General features: G+C 70.8%; 19 protein-coding genes. 12 read left to right on the top strand and 7 right to left on the bottom strand.

Features of this window, described 5'->3' with window-relative positions; all coding sequences use genetic code 11:
* The first annotated feature begins 57 nt into the window (after positions 1–57).
* Positions 58–2,097 (top strand): S9 family peptidase, encoded by a 2,040-nt coding sequence (locus LDO26_RS10530; protein ID WP_232131047.1) that lies wholly within the window; start codon positions 58–60, stop codon positions 2,095–2,097.
* A 433-nt stretch (positions 2,098–2,530) separates the two neighbouring features.
* The gene (locus LDO26_RS10525) at positions 2,531–2,983 is read left to right on the top strand and encodes a PA2169 family four-helix-bundle protein (RefSeq protein ID WP_232131046.1); all 453 of its coding nucleotides are present in this window, start codon (positions 2,531–2,533) and stop codon (positions 2,981–2,983) included.
* A 483-nt stretch (positions 2,984–3,466) separates the two neighbouring features.
* On the opposite strand, the gene LDO26_RS10520 is transcribed toward LDO26_RS10525, so the two are convergent.
* Positions 3,467–3,718 (bottom strand): hypothetical protein, encoded by a 252-nt coding sequence (locus LDO26_RS10520; protein ID WP_232131045.1) that lies wholly within the window; start codon positions 3,716–3,718, stop codon positions 3,467–3,469.
* A gap of 144 nt (positions 3,719–3,862) precedes the next feature.
* On the opposite strand from LDO26_RS10520, the gene LDO26_RS10515 reads away from it, so the two are divergent.
* The 7 genes from LDO26_RS10515 (at position 3,863) to LDO26_RS10485 (ending at position 9,901) form a co-directional block, all read left to right on the top strand.
* Positions 3,863–5,140: an MFS transporter gene (locus tag LDO26_RS10515; protein ID WP_232131044.1), complete on the top strand. Its 1,278-nt coding sequence runs from the start codon at positions 3,863–3,865 to the stop codon at positions 5,138–5,140.
* A gap of 101 nt (positions 5,141–5,241) precedes the next feature.
* Positions 5,242–5,703 carry a DMT family transporter gene (locus tag LDO26_RS10510; protein ID WP_232131043.1) on the top strand — a complete coding sequence of 154 codons (462 nt, stop codon included), beginning with the start codon at positions 5,242–5,244 and terminating at the stop codon, positions 5,701–5,703.
* Positions 5,704–5,705: 2 nt separating this feature from the next.
* A complete protein-coding gene (locus LDO26_RS10505) occupies positions 5,706–6,335 on the top strand; it encodes an HD domain-containing protein (protein ID WP_232131042.1) in 630 nt (209 codons plus the stop codon).
* 16 nt (positions 6,336–6,351) lie between these two features.
* The gene (locus LDO26_RS10500) at positions 6,352–6,738 is read left to right on the top strand and encodes a DUF6164 family protein (RefSeq protein WP_435594064.1); all 387 of its coding nucleotides are present in this window, start codon (positions 6,352–6,354) and stop codon (positions 6,736–6,738) included.
* 499 nt (positions 6,739–7,237) lie between these two features.
* The gene (locus LDO26_RS10495) at positions 7,238–8,791 is read left to right on the top strand and encodes a leucyl aminopeptidase (protein WP_232131041.1); all 1,554 of its coding nucleotides are present in this window, start codon (positions 7,238–7,240) and stop codon (positions 8,789–8,791) included.
* 133 nt (positions 8,792–8,924) lie between these two features.
* On the top strand, positions 8,925–9,683 hold the full coding sequence (locus tag LDO26_RS10490; RefSeq protein WP_232131040.1) for a sulfurtransferase: 759 nt from the start codon (positions 8,925–8,927) through the stop codon (positions 9,681–9,683).
* Positions 9,680–9,901, top strand: a complete 222-nt coding sequence (locus LDO26_RS10485) for a hypothetical protein (protein ID WP_232131039.1) — start codon at positions 9,680–9,682, stop codon at positions 9,899–9,901. The genes LDO26_RS10490 and LDO26_RS10485 overlap by 4 nt, the downstream gene beginning before the upstream one ends.
* 57 nt (positions 9,902–9,958) lie before the next feature.
* On the opposite strand, the gene LDO26_RS10480 is transcribed toward LDO26_RS10485, so the two are convergent.
* Positions 9,959–10,714: a type 1 glutamine amidotransferase gene (locus LDO26_RS10480; protein WP_232131038.1), complete on the bottom strand. Its 756-nt coding sequence runs from the start codon at positions 10,712–10,714 to the stop codon at positions 9,959–9,961.
* 150 nt (positions 10,715–10,864) lie between these two features.
* On the opposite strand from LDO26_RS10480, the gene LDO26_RS10475 reads away from it, so the two are divergent.
* A complete protein-coding gene (locus LDO26_RS10475; RefSeq protein ID WP_232131037.1) occupies positions 10,865–11,722 on the top strand; it encodes a pirin family protein in 858 nt (285 codons plus the stop codon).
* A 96-nt stretch (positions 11,723–11,818) separates the two neighbouring features.
* Here LDO26_RS10475 and LDO26_RS10470 read toward each other — a convergent pair whose 3' ends face one another.
* From LDO26_RS10470 to LDO26_RS10450, 5 genes are all read right to left on the bottom strand, one after another.
* The gene (locus tag LDO26_RS10470) at positions 11,819–12,280 is read right to left on the bottom strand and encodes a hypothetical protein (protein WP_232131036.1); all 462 of its coding nucleotides are present in this window, start codon (positions 12,278–12,280) and stop codon (positions 11,819–11,821) included.
* Between the two features lie 77 nt (positions 12,281–12,357).
* Positions 12,358–13,218, bottom strand: coding sequence for a pirin family protein (locus LDO26_RS10465; RefSeq protein WP_232131035.1), 861 nt, complete (start codon positions 13,216–13,218; stop codon positions 12,358–12,360).
* Positions 13,219–13,326: 108 nt separating this feature from the next.
* A complete protein-coding gene (locus tag LDO26_RS10460; RefSeq protein ID WP_232131034.1) occupies positions 13,327–13,827 on the bottom strand; it encodes a DNA-deoxyinosine glycosylase in 501 nt (166 codons plus the stop codon).
* Positions 13,828–13,928: 101 nt separating this feature from the next.
* The gene (locus tag LDO26_RS10455) at positions 13,929–14,630 is read right to left on the bottom strand and encodes an LrgB family protein (RefSeq protein WP_232131033.1); all 702 of its coding nucleotides are present in this window, start codon (positions 14,628–14,630) and stop codon (positions 13,929–13,931) included.
* Complete coding sequence (locus LDO26_RS10450; protein ID WP_232131032.1) at positions 14,620–15,051, bottom strand: CidA/LrgA family protein; 432 nt, start codon at positions 15,049–15,051, stop codon at positions 14,620–14,622. Before LDO26_RS10450 ends, LDO26_RS10455 begins: the two co-directional genes overlap by 11 nt.
* 70 nt (positions 15,052–15,121) lie before the next feature.
* Between LDO26_RS10450 and LDO26_RS10445 the strand changes: the two genes are divergently transcribed.
* Both LDO26_RS10445 and tadA read left to right on the top strand, forming a co-directional pair.
* Positions 15,122–16,015: a LysR family transcriptional regulator gene (locus LDO26_RS10445; protein ID WP_232131031.1), complete on the top strand. Its 894-nt coding sequence runs from the start codon at positions 15,122–15,124 to the stop codon at positions 16,013–16,015.
* Positions 16,016–16,047: 32 nt separating this feature from the next.
* The gene (gene tadA / locus LDO26_RS10440; protein ID WP_232131030.1) at positions 16,048–16,563 is read left to right on the top strand and encodes a tRNA adenosine(34) deaminase TadA; all 516 of its coding nucleotides are present in this window, start codon (positions 16,048–16,050) and stop codon (positions 16,561–16,563) included.
* Positions 16,564–16,594: the final 31 nt, after the last annotated feature.

Raw genomic sequence — 16,594 nt, 5'->3', positions numbered from 1 at the left:
GGCATTACCCTGCAAAGTCGCGGACCTGTTTCACGGTGGCCTGCAAGGGGGAATTCGATGCAACGATGGATCTGGAGCGTGCTGTGCGCGCTGTGTCTGGCGAGCGGCGTGGCGGCTGCGCAGGCGGGGTTGACCGTCGACGATGTCGCCAGGACGCGCATGGTGACGCAGGCGGTGGTCGCGCCCGATGGCGGCGAGTCGGCCTACTTGCTGTCTGTGCCGCGCGCGCCTGGCGTCGATCCCGACGGCCCCGCCTACTCGGAACTGCATGTCGTCGACCGCGCCGGCAACAGCCGTGGCTACGTCACCGGCAAGGTCAACGTGGCCGGCCCGCAGTGGCTGCCCGACGGCCGTCGCATCGCCTACCTGTCCAAGCGCGAGGGCGACGCCACCCGCAGCCTGTACTCGATTCCGTTGCACGGCGGCGAATCCACCCAGGTGGCGAAACTGAAGGTCGACATCGGCAGCTACAGCCTGTCGCCCGATGGCCGCCGCGCCGCGCTGCTGGCCACCCGCGCCGAGAGCGACGCGCGCAAGGCGCTGCGCGACAAGGGCTTCAGCCAGAAGGTCTACGAAGAGGACTGGCGTCCGGTCGAGCTGTGGATCGCCGAGCTGGGCGGCAGCGGCGAGCCGCGCCGGCTCGACATCGAAGGCAGCGTGCAGGCGGTGCAGTGGAGCCCGGCCGGCGACCGGCTGGCGGTGGTGGTCGCGCCACGCCAGCTGACCGACGACACGATGGTCGATGCGCGCGTGCGCATCTACTCGACCGAGGGCCGCGAACTCGGCCGCGTCGACAATCCCGGCAAGCTCGGCGACCTGGCCTGGAGCCCGGACGGCGCGCACCTGGCGATCATCTCCGCCGCCGACGTCAACGATCCGCGCGAGGGCCGCCTGACCGTCGTCGGCCGCGATGGCGGCACCCAGCGCGACCTGCTGCCCGGCCTCGAAGGCCATGTCTGGAACGTTGCCTGGCGCGATGCCACGCGCCTGGTGTTCGTCAGCCAGGAAGGCGTGGACAGCCGCGTCGCCGAGATCGGCGTCGACGGCAGCGGCCAGCGCACTCTGCTGGCCGCTGGCGGTCCGGTGTTCTCGGGCCTCAGCGTCGCCGGCGGCAGCGGCGACATCGTGCTGGTCGGCAGCACGCCCGCGCACCCGTCGGAGGTGTTCCAGCTGGCCGCCGGTGCCGGCGAGGCCACGCGCCTGACCGACAGCAATCCCTGGCTCGGGGACGTGCGCCTGGCCCGGCAGGAAGTGGTGCGCTACGCCGCGCGCGACGGCCTCGAGCTCGAGGGCATCCTGGTGCATCCGCTGGAGCGCCGCGGCAACGCACGGGTGCCGCTGATCCTGGTCGTGCACGGCGGCCCCGAGGCGCATTACTCCAACGGTTGGCTGACCGCCTACGCGCAGCCTGCGCAGGTCGCCGCGGCGCAGGGCTTCGCCACGTTCTTCCCCAACTACCGCGCCAGCACCGGCCGCGGCGTCGCGTTCTCCAAGCTCGACCACGGTCGGCCGGGCATGGAGGAGTTCGACGACCTGGTCGACGGCGTCGACCATCTGGTCGAGAGCGGCCTGGTCGACCGCGACAAGGTCGGCATCACCGGCGGTTCCTACGGCGGCTATGCCAGCGCCTGGGGCGCGACGTACTACAGCGAACGCTTCGCCGCCTCGGTGATGTTCGTCGGCATCTCCGACCAGGCCAGCCTGGTGACGAGCGGCGACATCCCGCGCGAGCAGTACCTGGTGCACATGCAGACCTGGCCGTGGGAGAGCCCGGAGATGTACCGCCAGGCCAGCCCGATCAACCACGCGCAGAACTCGCGCACGCCGACGCTGATCCTGCACGGCGAGGCCGATCCGCGGGTGCCGGTGACGCAGTCCTACATGATGTACCGCTACCTGCAGCTCGCGGGCCAGGCGCCGGTGCGGCTGGTGCTGTATCCGGGCGAAGGCCACGGCAACAGCCGCGCGGCCTCGCGCTACGACTACTCGCTGCGGCTGATGCAGTGGATGACCCACTACCTGACCGGTCCCGGCGGCGAGCCGCCACCCTACGAAATCGACTACGCGCTGCCGGCCGAGGCCAAGGCGGCGAAGTAGTTCCGCGCGCGCCATCGCCCCCGACGACGCCGCGGCCGGCAACGGTCGCGGCGTTTTCGTCATGGCGTTGCCGCGCCTGCGTGCAGCGGCAGCCCGATCTCCCGTCGTCGTCCCGGACGCAGCGCGGTACCGGACTTCTGTCCGTGCCGACGGACGCAGTCAGCTACCTGCCCATCCGCTGAACCCCTGTCTTCTTCATCCCGCAGGCACGTGGATATCACGCGCCCTTGCGTGCCCGGTTGTTACGTTTTGTCCTGTCGATCCGGACGCCACTCGGCCCATGCGACAGGGCCATTCCGACAGGACAGCGCGACGGACGATGCCGGTCTGCGAAGGCATCTTCACCGAGAGATGCACGGAAATCCGCAAACCGGCTTCACGCCACCGCTTCGAGCGATGGCGACCCGAACATTTTTCGACTGGGAGATATCGAATGACCAGCAACAAGACCGCCCACAGCCTCAACGACCTCATCGCCATCGCCCGCGACGGCAAGGACTTCTACGAGGAGGCCGCGGGCAAGGTGGACGACGCCGAGCTGGCGACCCTGTTCGCGCGCATCGCGACGGTGAAGCTGCAGATCGTCGACGAACTGACCGCGGTGGTGCAGGCCGCCGGCGGCAAGCCGGATACCACCGGTACCTTCGTCGGCGCCATGCAGAAGATGTACGGCAAGCTGCGCGCCACCTTCGGCGACAAGGAATACGGCTATGTCGCCGAGCTGGAGGAGTCCGAGGACCGCCTGCTCGAAGCCTTCGACGAGGTTGCCCGTGACGAAGCCACTCCGCCGGCCGCGCGCGACATCGTGATCCGCCTGCTGCCCGAGGTCCGCGAGTGCCACGACGTCATGCGTGCGCGCAAGCTGGCGATGAAGAACGCGGCATGAGGTCGATGGGCGTGTGGAAGCCAGCCGCGGTACCGTGAGGGACCGGGACTGGTGATGCCGCGCCCCATCACCGACGCAGCAATCGAAAAACCGGCCGGTCTTCACCGGCCGGTTTTTTTGGCTCTTCTCCGATTCCCGGGATTCACCGGTCGTAGGTCGGGGCAACGCCCCCGACGCGGGGACGTCCGGTCACGCCGCATCGGCGGATCCCCGGCATCTCGCAAACCCGGACACCACGCGCGTCGGCCGCGTGGGGCCGACCTACGCAAGGCGCGCGTCTTTCCCGGACTTGGGTGATGAACCTTTTTTTGGTGCTTCTCCCAACTCAGGGGAGCGACCTGTAGCGGACCAACCTCGGCCGGGTAGGGCGGGTCTCGACCCGCCATTGTGTCGCCCGACGTGGCGGGTCGAGACCCGCCCTACCTCTCCTACCTCTGGCGCGCCTCATCTCGAAACCGGGGAACAGCACGTTCTCACCGACGATCAGTCGCTGGCGCGACGAATCGGCGACCACCCCATCAGCAATCCCAGATGGAAGCACCCCAGGAACATCAGCGCCCCGAGCAGCAACGGCGGGCCGTCGGCGGCACGCTGTACCAGGAAGAACAGCCACGCCAGCGCGACGATGTCCACCACGCGGGCGGGTGAGGTCCGCTTGCGTCGGTGCAGGTACAGCGAGACAGGTAGCAGCACGCCGCCGAGCAGCAGTGTCAACGCGATCGATTGCCAGGTCATGGCGTGTGGTTCCTCCCTTTGCGCAGGCCGACAGTGTCGCATCACCGCCGCCCATCGCGTGGCCGTTGCCGGCCCCGTGCATCCGGCTGCGCATCGCGGCCGCATCACTGGCAGAATCGGTGCGCCTCCACAGCGCATTCAGTCATGACCGATACCGCACCGCCGGCCAACCGCAAGGGCCGGGTCCTGTTCGCGAGCCTGATCGGCACGACGATCGAATTCTTCGACTTCTACATCTATGCCACCGCCGCGGTGCTGGTGTTCCCGAAACTGTTCTTTCCCGCCGGCGACCCGGCGTCGGCGACGCTGCAGTCGCTGGCCACGTTCGCGCTGGCATTCTTCGCCCGGCCGATCGGCTCGGCGGTGTTCGGCCATTTCGGCGACCGCGTCGGCCGCAAGGCGACGCTGGTCGCGGCGCTGCTGACGATGGGCATCTCCACGGTGGTCATCGGCCTGCTGCCGACCTATGCGCAGATCGGCATCGCCGCGCCGCTGCTGCTGGCGCTGTGCCGGTTCGGGCAGGGGCTGGGGCTCGGCGGCGAGTGGGGCGGGGCGGTGCTGCTGGCGACCGAGAACGCGCCGCCCGGCAAGCGCGCGTGGTACGGCATGTTCCCGCAGCTGGGCGCGCCGATCGGGTTCTTCCTGGCCACGGCGATCTTCCTGCTGCTGACCGAACTGATGGACGATGCGGCGTTCTTCGCCTGGGGCTGGCGCATTCCGTTCCTGGCCAGCGCGGTGCTCGTGCTGGTCGGCCTGTGGGTCCGGCTGAGCCTGACAGAGACGCCCGCGTTCCAGAAGGTGCTCGACCAGCACGAGCGCGTGCGCCTGCCGATGCGCGAGGTGCTGCTGGGCCAGCCGCGCGCATTGCTGGTCGGTACGCTGCTGACCCTGGCGACGTTCGTGCTGTTCTACCTGATGACGGTGTTCGCGCTGAGCTGGGGCACCGCGCAGCTGGGCTATACGCGCGAGCGCTTCCTGATGCTGCAACTGGTCGGCGTGCTGTGCTTCGCGGCGACGATTCCACTGGCGGCGCTGTACGCCGACCGCTTCGGCCGGCGCCGGGCGATGATCGTCGCGACCGTCGCCATCCTGCTGTTCGGCCTGTTCTTCGCACCGTTGTTCGTGGCCGGCGACACCTCCGGCACGCTGGTGTTCCTGATGCTCGGGCTGGCGCTGATGGGCCTGACCTACGGGCCGGTCGGCACGATCCTGGCCGAACAGTTCCCGACCTCGGTGCGCTATACCGGCGCGTCGCTGGCGTTCAACCTGGCCGGCATCTTCGGCGCGTCGCTGGCGCCCTACATCGCGACCTGGCTGGCCGGCAACTACGGCTTGCAGTACGTGGGCTACTACCTTGCCGCCGCCGCGGCGCTGAGCCTGGCCGCGTTGCTGACATTGCGCCGGGAGTCGACGCACGCCTGAACCGCGTTGCTCGCCACTGCAGTTGCGCGCGTCGCGACTGCACGCGGCGTGACGGCGGCAGGTCGTAGACTGCGCGCGGATCACCGTACCGGGAGCACCGCATGAACCTCTGGCTGGCCGCAAGCATCGTCATCGCCGCGCTGGTGGGCATGGCGCTGCCGCTGCAGGCGCTGATCAACGCACGGCTCGGGGCGACGACCCAGGGACCGCTGTTCGCCTCGTTCGCCTCGTTCCTGGTCGGCACGCTGGTGCTGGGCGTCGTCCTGCTGCTGTCGCGCACCGCGTGGCCGGGCCTGCGCGCACTGGTCGCGCTGCCGCCGTGGTTGTGGCTGGGCGGCGTGATCGGGGCGGTGTTCGTGTTCTGCGGCACGCTGCTGGTGCCGCGGCTCGGCGCCGCCGGACTGATCTGCCTGATCGTGTTCGGCCAGGTCACCGGCTCGCTGCTGCTGGACCATTTCGGCGTGCTGGCGCAGGCACGGCCGGCGGACCTGACCCGCATCGTCGGCGCGTTGCTGGTCTGCGTCGGCGCGCTGCTGGTGGTGCGGCCGTGGCAGGCGGCTTGACGATGGCATCCTCCGCGCCCACGCCGCTGGCGCTGCCCGCACCGATGCGCGAGGCGCTGGCGCAGGCCTATGCGACGCCGCCGCGCGCCTACCACAACCAGCACCACATCGACGCGCTGCTTCTGGATTTCGACGCCGTCGCCGCGACCGGCGGCTGGGCGCAGCCCCGGGAAGTCTGGCTCGCGATCCTGTACCACGACGCGATCTACGAGGCCGGGCGCAAGGACAACGAGGCGCGTTCGGCGCAGCTCGCCGCCCGGGAGATCGCCAGGTGGCTGCCCGACGCCGGCATCGATGTCGCGCGTGTCGTCGAGCTGATCGAGCTGACCGCGTGCCACGGCGCGCTGGTGCCGGACGACTTTCCGGCCGATGCGCGCGGCGACGATACCCGGCGTTTCCTCGACTGCGACATGGCGATCCTCGGTGCGCCGCCCGAGGCCTTCGACGCCTACGACCGCGCGATCGCCGCCGAATACCGGCAGGTCCCGCGCTGGCTGTACGCGCTGAACCGGCGCAAGTTCCTCAAGGCTCTGCTGGCGCGCGAACGCATCTTCCTCAGCGACGGGTTCCACGCCCGCCTCGACGCGCAGGCACGCGCCAACCTGCGCCGCGCGATCACCACCAAACGCTGACGCGGGCGGAGGAGCCGTGCGCGCTATCATGCGCGCCATGGCGAAACTGCTGCTCAACCTGCGCTACGTGCCCGAGGACGAGGCCGCCGACGTGCGCGCATTCCTCGATGCCGCGAGCATCGACTGGTACCAGACCAGTCCCAGCCCGTTCGGCATCTCGCACGGCGGCATCTGGATCCGCGACAGCGCCCGCATCGACGAGGCCAAGCGGCTGATGGCCGACTACCAGCGCGAGCGTCAGGCCAGCGCCCGCGCCGCGCAGGCACAGGCCGAACGCGACGGCACCGCCGAGACCTTCGGCGACATCGTGCGCGCCAGTCCGATGCGGGTCGCGCTGATCGTCGTCGCGATCGGCCTGCTGGTCGGGCTGATGGCGTTGCCGGGCTACCTGTTGTCGCGCTGAGCACTGAATACGGCCTGCCGCAACACAGTGTTGGCGGCAACGCGCGCAGCGCGGCATGCAACCGACACACGAACGCTGCTAGCGTTGCAGACCTGCCCGTTACCGTTGTCCTGCGACGCCTCGTCTGCGCAGGCAGCGGGGGCGGGCAACCATCATGGACGGGCATATCCCGCCGCGCGCGTCGCGTCCCGAACGATACGCGACGGTGTCGCCCGCCGGCCCGAAACGCTTCCCACAGGCGTCGATCCATTCGACCCCGTCGTCCCGACATGGTGTCCCGGGGCGCGGCCTGTCTTCACGCGGTCGCCGGGCGGAGGAAGCGGATCCCTCGCGGCGCCCGGGACGACAGCGTTGCCGGCGCGGCCACGCCGTTGGCATGCCGGTGCCTCGCGGAGGCGCGGGCACCATGACCATCGACAGGGGGGGCGCCGCGCCCGGGATTGTTATGGTCGGGTGTCCGGCGGGGAGGCCGGGCCCGCACCGATCACCTGGAGACCGCATGACCCCCACACGTCCGCTGCAGCGCTGGCTGCTGGCTTCCGCCCTCGCTTGTGTCGCGCTGCCCGCCGCCGCGCAGCGCGAGATCCGTTTCGACGCGCTGCAGGCGCCCGCCGCCGGCACGCTGGCGATCGCCGTGCGCGAGGGCGCCGAGCCGGGCGCGGCGTTCGCCCAGGTCGATGCGGCCAGCGCCGGTGCACTGTCGCGCGCGGTCGTCGCGGCCCGGTTCACCGGCAAGGCCGGCAGCCAGCTCGACCTGCCCGGCATCGGCGGCTACGACCGCGTGCTGCTGGTCGGCACTGGCGGCGATGCACCGACGCCGCGCCTGCTCGAGGATCTGGGCGGCCGTGTCGGCCAGTTCGCGGCCCGCAGCGACGCGCCGCGCATCGAACTGCTGTGGGAGGGCGCGGAGTCCGGCGCCGGCGCGCACCTGGCGTTCGGTGCCGCGCTGGGCCAGTACCGGTTCCGCAAGTACCGGACCGCTGCCGAAGACGGCGCGACCGGCGACGGCGAACTGGTGATCCGCACGCCTGCCGGGGCAGCCGCCGCGCAGGCCTGGGCAGCGGACTGGAAGCCGGTCGCCGATGCGGTGTGGTTCGCGCGCGACCTCGTCACCGAGCCGGCCAACGTACTGGGGCCCGAGGAGTTCGTCGCCCGCACCCGCGCCGCGTTCTCGGGCATGCCGGGCGTCAGCATCGAGGTGCTCGACGTGCCGGCGATGGAGCGGCTTGGCATGGGCAGCCTGCTGGCCGTCGGCCAGGGCAGCGTGCGTCCGCCGCGGTTGATGCTGGTGCGCTACAACGGCGGCGCGCGTGGCGATGCGCCGGTGGCCTTCGTCGGCAAGGGCATCACCTTCGATTCGGGCGGCATCTCGATCAAGGGCAGCGACGGCATGTGGCGGATGAAGTACGACATGACCGGCGCGGCCTCGGCCACCGGCGCGGTGCTGGCGCTGGCCGGCCGCCGCGCGCCGGTCAACGCGGTCGCGGTCGCCGCGCTCGCCGAGAACATGCCCGCCGGCGATGCGATGCGCCCGGGCGACGTGATCCGCACCGCGTCGGGCAAGACCTTCGAGATCATGAGTACCGACGCCGAGGGCCGCATGGTGCTGGTCGATGCGCTGTGGTACGTGCAGCGCCAGGACAAGCCGAAGGTCATCGTCGACATCGCCACGCTGACCGGCGCGATCGTCACCGCGCTGGGCAGCGATTTCGCCGGCCTGTATTCGCCCGACGACGCTCTGGCTGCGCAGCTCACGGCCGCCGGCGAGGCCGCGGGGGAAGCGGTCTGGCGCATGCCGATGCTGCCGTCCTACGGCAAGGCGCTGGAATCGCCGATCGCCGACCTGCGCAACGGTGGCGGCCGTCCGGGCTCGGGCACCGCGGCGCACTTCATCGGCGAATGGATCGAGCCCGGCCAAGCCTGGGCGCATCTGGACATCGCCGGCATGGCGTGGAACGAGTCGACCGGCACGGCGACGTCGCCGTCGGGCGCGACCGGCTACGGCGTGCGCCTGTTCGACCGTTTCGTGCGCGAGTACCACGAGAACGACTGATCGCCGTGCGGACCGGTGCGCGGTCGCGCCGGTCGCGCATGTCCCGTCATCCCGCGCGGCGATGCCGCCTCCGTTCAGCGGACAGGCGGCCAGCCGGCCTGCGGGCCGGCGCCGCCCGCGTAAACTGCGCGCCATGATCGTCAACATCGCCGCCTACCACTTCGTCGCCATCGACGACCCGGCCGCGCTGGCCGACCGGCTGCGCACGCGCGCCGAAGGCGCCGCGCTGCGCGGCACGGTGCTGGTCGCCCCGGAAGGCATCAACCTGTTCCTCGCCGGCGCCGGCGGGGCCATCGACGGTTTCGTCGACGCGCTGCGCAGCGATGCGCGCTTTGCCGCGCTGCAGGTCAAGACCAGCCACAGCGCGGCGCAGCCGTTCGCCCGGCTCAAGGTCAAGGTCAAGCCGGAGATCATCAGCTTCCGCCGCGACGAGGCCATGCCGCTGCGGGCCGCGGCGCGCGCGCCGGCGGTCGCGCCGCGGGACCTGGCGCGCTGGCTGGCGCAGGGCCATGACGATGGCGGCCGGCGGCTCGTGCTGCTCGACACCCGCAACCGCGAGGAGGTGGGCCACGGCACCTTCAGTGATGCGCTGACGCTGCCGATCGACAACTTCACCGAGCTGCCCGACGCGCTCGCCCCGCATCGCGAAGGCCTGCGCGATGCGACCGTGGTCAGCTTCTGCACCGGCGGCATCCGCTGCGAGAAGGCGGCGCTGTGGATGCGGGCCGACGGCATGGACAACGTGCTGCAGCTCGACGGCGGCATCCTCGGCTACTTCGAGCAGGTCGGCGGTTTCGGCTACGACGGCCGCTGCTTCGTGTTCGACGACCGCGTCGCGCTGGACCCGGCACTGCGCCCGCTGCACGACGCCGCGGAGGCCGATGCCGCATGAGCTGGCTCGGCTTCGTGCTGGTCATCCTCGGCATCTACGTCGCGTTCAAGGTGGCCGGACTGGTGCTGCGCCTGGTCGTCACCGCGCTGATCGTCATCGCCGCCTACTGGTGGCTGGCGCCGCTGCTGGGCTGGCCAAGCCTTGGCGAGCTGTTCTACGTGCTCGGCCCCGACATCCAGGTGCCGGAGATCTCCCTGCCGGACATCGGCCTGCCGTAGGACCGCGACCCGCCGTGTGCCGGGCACGGCGGCAGCGGGCGCGGGACATCGGCTGCCCTACACGAACTCGCGCGACGGCAGCACGATGCGCCGCTGCGGCCGGCCGATCAGGTCGAGGAAATTGTTGAACACCTGGTCGGCCTGGGCCTGCATCGTGGCGATGTGGGCGCGGGTATGGGCGCGGATCGCGTCGGCGTCGTGCGGCAGTCCGGAGGCCAGCAGCTCGGCGCGATAGACGGGATTGGCCAGCCAGCGCTCGATCAGCGGCTCGTCCATTTCCAGGTGGAACTGGAAGCCGTAGGCGTTGTCGCCCCAGCGGAAGGCCTGCTGCTCGCAGTGCTCGGTCCAGGCCAGGTGGGTGGCGGTCTCGGGAATCTGGAAATGCCGCCCGTGCCACTGGAACACCGCGGCGTCGCTGCCGATCGGGCCGAGGATCCGGTCGCTGCGCCCGGCATCGGTGGTCCTGAGCGGGTACCAGCCGATCTCCGGCCGCGCGATGCGCCGCACCGGCGCGCCCAGTACGTGCGCCAGCAACTGCGCGCCGAGACAGATGCCCAGTACCGGCTTGCCCTGCTGCAGCATGCGCTCGATCGCGCGCAGTTCGGTGCGCAGGTGCGGCCGCACGTGCTGTTCCTCGACGTTCATCGGGCCGCCGAGCACGATCAGCCCGCGATAGCGGTCGACGTTGGGCTGGGCGTCGGGCTCGCGCTCGAAATTGACGAAGCGGATGCGGTGGCCGCGCTGGCGGATCAACGGGTCGAGCGTGCCGAGCGGTTCCGCGGCGACATGCTGGAAGACGAGGATGCGGGGCATGGCCCGATTCTATGCGGCGGCTTCGGCCTGCCGCAAAGCCCGGCGCTTGCCGCGGTCGTTACGCCGGCACAACCTTCCGTTCCGCCGGTCGCGGTGGTGGCGGGCGCCGGATGGCCGCATCTTGGGGGCATTCCCCGATTGGAGTCCGACATGCACGCCAGCGATACCCAGGATGCCCGCATCGTCCGCACGGTCCGCGGCATGCCCGCCAGCGACGGTGCCGGGGTCAAGCTGACCCGGGTCATCGGTTCGCCGCAGCTGCCCGACCTCGACCCGTTCCTGCTGCTCGACGAGTTCGGCACCGACCGCGCCGAGGACTATCTGGCCGGCTTTCCCGAACACCCGCATCGCGGTTTCGAGACCGTGACCTACATGCTCGACGGCCGCATGCGCCATCGCGACAACCACGGCAACGAGGGCCTGCTGGTGCCCGGCAGCGTGCAGTGGATGACCGCCGGCCGCGGCCTGGTGCATTCGGAGATGCCCGAGCAGGAGGAGGGACGCATGCGTGGTTTCCAGCTGTGGGTCAACCTGCCGGCACGGGAGAAGATGACCGCGCCCCGGTACCAGGAGTTCGCGCCGGAGCAGCTGCCCGTGGCCGCGCCCGCCGACGGCGTCACGGTGAAGGTGATCGCCGGCAGCGTCGACGGCGTCGCCGGCCCGATCTCGCAGCCGGCGACCGACCCGGTCTATCTCGACATCGTCCTGGCGCCCGGCGCGCGCTGGCAGTACCTGCTGCCCGAGGGCCACAACGTGTTCGCCTATGCCTACGAGGGCGAGGTGTCGGTGGGCGAGGGCGACGACGCGCGCGTGCTGGCCACGCAGGAGCTGGCGCTGCTCGGTGGCGGCGACCATCTGCGGCTGGCGGCAGGCGCGGCGGGCGCGCGCCTGATCCTGGTGGCGGGCCGACCGTTGCGCGAGCCGGTCGCGCGCCACGGGCCGTTCGTCATGAACACCCGCGAGGAGCTGATGCAGGCCTTCGTCGATTTCCAGGAAGGCCGTTTCTGACGCGCGCCTGCGTTCCGGCCCCGGTCGTGGTCCCGGCGCGGGCCGCGCCGGGGATCGGAACGCATCCGGCGGAACGCGCCGATCCGGAACCGCTGGCTACCTGCCGCCGAGATGCTGCCCGGAGAACCGCAGGGACTGCGCATCGGCCAGCGATTTCGCCAGCCGGGCCTGGTCCTGGGCGCGGACGATGATGTGCGCGTAGTCGCCCGAGTCCAGCTCGACCAGCGTTTCCCGGATCAGCAGGTTGGGCGCCAGCGCGACGTCGCCCTCGTGCCAGTACACCGGGCTGCCGTCGATCGTGACGCGCTCGCCGATGCGGGTGCCGCGTCGCGGCTTGAACTGCGCGCTGCGCCCGATCGACACCGCGAACGCCTGTTCGCCGGTGCTCGAGTCCACCGCGCGGCAGAAGATGAAATCGTCGCCGTCGACCACATGCCACTGCACGCCGGCATCGGCAGGCAGTGTCGGGCACTGGTTGCGGCTCTGCGCCGCCGCGCTCCCCGCGCACAGGCACAACAGCAGCACGCCGGTGGTCGGCAACCATGTGGAGACACGCATCGCACTTCCCCCTGTCAGGCAGGGTTCTGAACATACTCCAGTTGCATGCTGCAATGCGCCACGAATTGTGACAAAAGTCACCGTTCAGGCAGCGGGATGAACTCGTCGTCGCCACCGACCTTGCTGAACCTGCCGTCCAGCCAGTCCTGCTTGGCCTGCTCGATACGGTCTTTCGACGACGACACGAAGTTCCACCACAGATGGCGCGGCCCATCGAGCGGCTCGCCGCCGAACAGCATCGCCTTCAGCGGGGTACGCGCACGCAGCACCGCCGGCGATCCCGGATCCAGCAGCACCAGGTGGCGATCGGGCACGTCGACGCCGTCGATCTGCGCATCGCCCTCCAGCACGTACAGCGCACGTTCCCGGTGCGACGGCGGAATCGCGATCTCGGCATCGGGGTCGAGATCCAGCGCGACGTTCAGCGTATCGGCGAATACCTGCACCGGCGATTCCTCGCCGAAACCGCGGCCGGCGATGATCCGGACCCGCGCGCCATCGCGCAGGAACTGCGGCAGCGCTGCCGCCGGGTGGTGATGGAAGGCCGGCGCCGTTTCCTCGTGCGCCTTCGGCAGCGCCACCCAGGTCTGCATGCCATGCAGCGGGTGCTCGCCTTCGCGCAGCTGCAACGGCGTGCGTTCGGAGTGGGTGATGCCGCGCCCGGCGGTCATCCAGTTCACGTCGCCGGCGGTGATGTCCTGGGTCGAACCCAGCGAATCGCGGTGCCGGATGGTGCCCGACCACAGGAAGGTCACCGTGGCCAGGCCGATGTGCGGATGCGGGCGCACGTCGACGCCGTGCCCGCGCTCGAAGATCGCCGGGCCCATGTGGTCCACGAACACGAACGGACCGACGCTGCGCGCCTGCAGCGTCGGCACCGCGCGGCGGACCTGGAAGCCGCCGAGGTCGTGCACACGGGGCGGAATGATCGTGGTCATCGTTGCAACCTGCTGGCGGTGGCGAGCGGACGCCCAGCATGCCATCGCCGTTGCCGGAGTGGACGTGGATACGGTGGACGCATCGTTCCGTTCGCAACCGGGGGGGCATCAGGTGCCCAGGCCGGCCCGCCAGGCGGCCAGCTTGTCCGCGAATCCCATCGCCGCATGCGCCGGGCTCGTCGACGGCAGGCGCATGAGGGTCGGCGCATCGGCGAGGCGCGGCAGCACGTGGCGCCGGAACAGTGTCTCGGCGGTCGCGCCGTTGAAGCAGATCCGCGAGATTCCGGGATATCGCGCCAGGAATCCGGGCAGGTCGTTGACGACCACGCTGCCGGCGCGGATGCGCGCGTCCAGGCTGCCGGGCCGCACGCATTCGGCGATGACATCCCACAGCGCGATGCCCGTCGCCTGCAGCTTCGCGATGCGTGCCGCATAGGCGAGGTCCGGACCGGCGCCGGCCAGCGCGCCCATGATCGGCCAGAACAGATTGCGCGGATGCGCGTAGTAGCGGCCCGCGGACAGCGACGCTTCGCCGGGCATGCTGCCCAGGATCAGCACCCGTGCATCGGCGCGCGCGACGGGCGGGAAGCTGCGGACCGGATCGTGCATCGGGATGGCGGCGTGGCCGGGAGCGGGCGGGTTGCCGAGGATAGCCGCTGCGGCGCATCGCACCGGTGTGCATGCGCGGCCAACCCGGGCCCGGCAGACGCCTACAGCAACCGGATCAGCAGCGGCGCCAGCGCCACGTTCAGCAGCCCGGCCAGCACCATCACCAGGCCGGCGATCGCGCCTTCCTCGTTGCCGATCTCGCGCGCCTTGGCCACGCCGGCGCCGTGCGCGCCCATGCCCAGCAGCGCGCCGCGCGCCATCGACGTGCGCAGCGGCAGGAACCGGACCACGAGCTGGCCCAGCACCGCGCCGCAGATGCCGGTCAGGATCACGAAGACCGCGGTCAGTTCGGGAATGCCGCCGACCTCGCCGGAGATCGTCATCGCGAACGGCGTGGTGATCGAGCGCGGTGCCAGGCTCGCGCGCAGTTCCGGCGACAGGTGCAGCAGCGTCGCCAGGACCCAGGCGCTGAGGATCGCCACCGTGCTGCCGACCAGCACACCGAATCCCAGCACCTTCCAGTGCCTGCGGATCAATGCCCGCTGGCGGTGGATGGGCACCGCGAACGCCACCGTGACCGGCCCGAGCATCAGTAGCAGCCAGTGGGTGCCGCGGATGTATTCGCGATAGCTGGTGTGCAGGGCGAGGGCGAGCAGCAACAGCACGACCGGCGCCAGCAGCAGCGGCGAAGCCCACCAGTGCGGCGCGCGCCGGTACAGCTGCCGGGCCGCCATGTACGCCAGGATCGTCGCCGCCGACCAGAACAGCGGCGACAGCCAGCCGGCCCAGGCGTCAGCGGCCATGGCGCGCGCTCCAGCGGCAGCACAGGTCGACGGTCAACGCCGTGCACACCATCACCAGGCAGGTGCCGGCCAGGACCACGGCCAGCAGCTTGAGGCCGAGCAGGCCCAGCAGTTGCGGGTTGTCGAGCACGATCAGCGCCGCCGGCACGAAGAACAGCAGCATTTCGGCCAGCAGGAAATCCGAACCCTGGTCGAGGGTCCGGCTGGCGACGCCGCGGGTCGACAGCAGGAGCAGCAGCCCGAGCATGCCGAGGATGCCGCCGGGAACGGGCAGGTGCAGCGCATGCACCAGCGCTTCGGCCAGCGCCCACACCGCGACGATGATCGCGACCTGCGCCCAGCGGCTGCCGCGCACCCCGCGGCGCAGCCGCGTCCGGGTCGCATGCAGCACGGGCAGGGCGCGATGGCTTGCGGATTTCATACAGCCACTGTGGACCCGGCCTTGCCATAAATGAAATGAATTGTTTGAATCCATTGGATTCCAATGAGGAATGCATATGGAGCTGCGCAATCTCCGCGCCCTGGTGGAGGTGGTGCGGCGCGACGGGTTTTCCGCCGCGGCCCGGACCCTGCATGCCACCCAGCCAACGATCAGCAAGTCGATCCGCCAGCTCGAGGACGAACTGGGCACGCCGCTGCTGGAACGCCTGGGCCACGGCGTGCGGCTGACCCCGGCCGGCGACATCGTCTACCGGCGTGCGCTGTCGATGCTGGCCGAGCGCGACAGCATGCGCGGCGAACTCGACGAACTGCGCGGCCTGCGCCGTGGCGAACTGCGCCTGGGCTTGCCGCCGCTGGGCAGCAACACGCTGTTCGCACCGCTGTTCGCGCAGTACCGGCGCCGCTGGCCGGACATCGACATCCGCCTGATGGAGCACGGCAGCCAGGCACTGGAGGACCATCTGCTGGCCGGCGAGATCGAGCTGGCCGGCAGCCTGCTGCCGGTGCCCGACGCCTTCGACTGGCAACCGGTCCGGCGCGAGCCGCTGATGGTGCTGCTGCCGCCGGGGCACCCGGCCGGGCGCCGCCGCGCGGTGTCGCTGGCGGACCTGCGCCAGACCCCCTTCATCCTGTTCGAGGAAGGCTTCGCGCTGAACCGCCGCATCCTCGACGGCTGCCAGCGCAGCGGCTTCCAGCCGATCGAGGCCGCGCGCAGCGGGCAGACCGATTTCATCGTCGCCCTGGTCGCCGCCGGGCAGGGACTGGCCCTGCTGCCGCGGATGATCGCCGGGCAGCGCCGCCATCCGGACGTGCACTACGTGCTGCTCGACGAGCCCGACATCGACTGGCACATGGCGCTGGTCTGGCGTCGCGGCGGTTTCCTGTCGCATGCCGCGCAGGCCTGGCTGGCGCTGGCGCGCGAGGCTGCGCCGGATGCGCGATGACGCCCCCGCAGCGACATGAAACAATCGCGCCGATGTCCAGCGATCCCGGCCCGCCTGCAATCGAAACGCCTGCACCCGCCGACGACGACGTGCGCTGGATGCGCCATGCCTTGCAGCTGGCGGCGCGCGCCGAGCGCGAGCACGACGAGATCCCGGTCGGCGCGGTGGTGCTCGACGCCGCGGGCCGCGTGGTCGGCGAAGGCTGGAACCGCAACATCGGCGAACACGACCCCAGCGCGCATGCGGAGATCGTCGCCCTGCGCCAGGCGGGCAGGGCGCTCGGCAATCACCGCCTCGTCGGGTGCACCCTGTTCGTGACCCTGGAGCCGTGCACGATGTGCGCGATGGCGATGGTGCATGCGCGCCTGGCGCGCGTGGTGTTCGGCGCGTTCGATCCCAAGACCGGCGCCGCCGGCAGCGTGTTCGACGTGCTTGCCGATCCGCGCCACAACCACCGCATCGCCGTCACCGGCGGCGTGCTGGCCGACGAGGCGGGACCGATGCTGCGCAACTACTTCCGCCGCAAGCGCGGACTGCCGCCGGGTTGAGAGGCTGGCAGTCTTCGCCCGTCTGCTGCGA

This window comes from Proluteimonas luteida, from assembly GCF_021191695.1.
Lineage (GTDB): Bacteria > Pseudomonadota > Gammaproteobacteria > Xanthomonadales > Xanthomonadaceae > Luteimonas > Luteimonas luteida.
The sequence above is the reverse complement of the archived record's forward strand: the minus strand, read 5'-3'. Positions and strand labels throughout refer to the sequence as shown.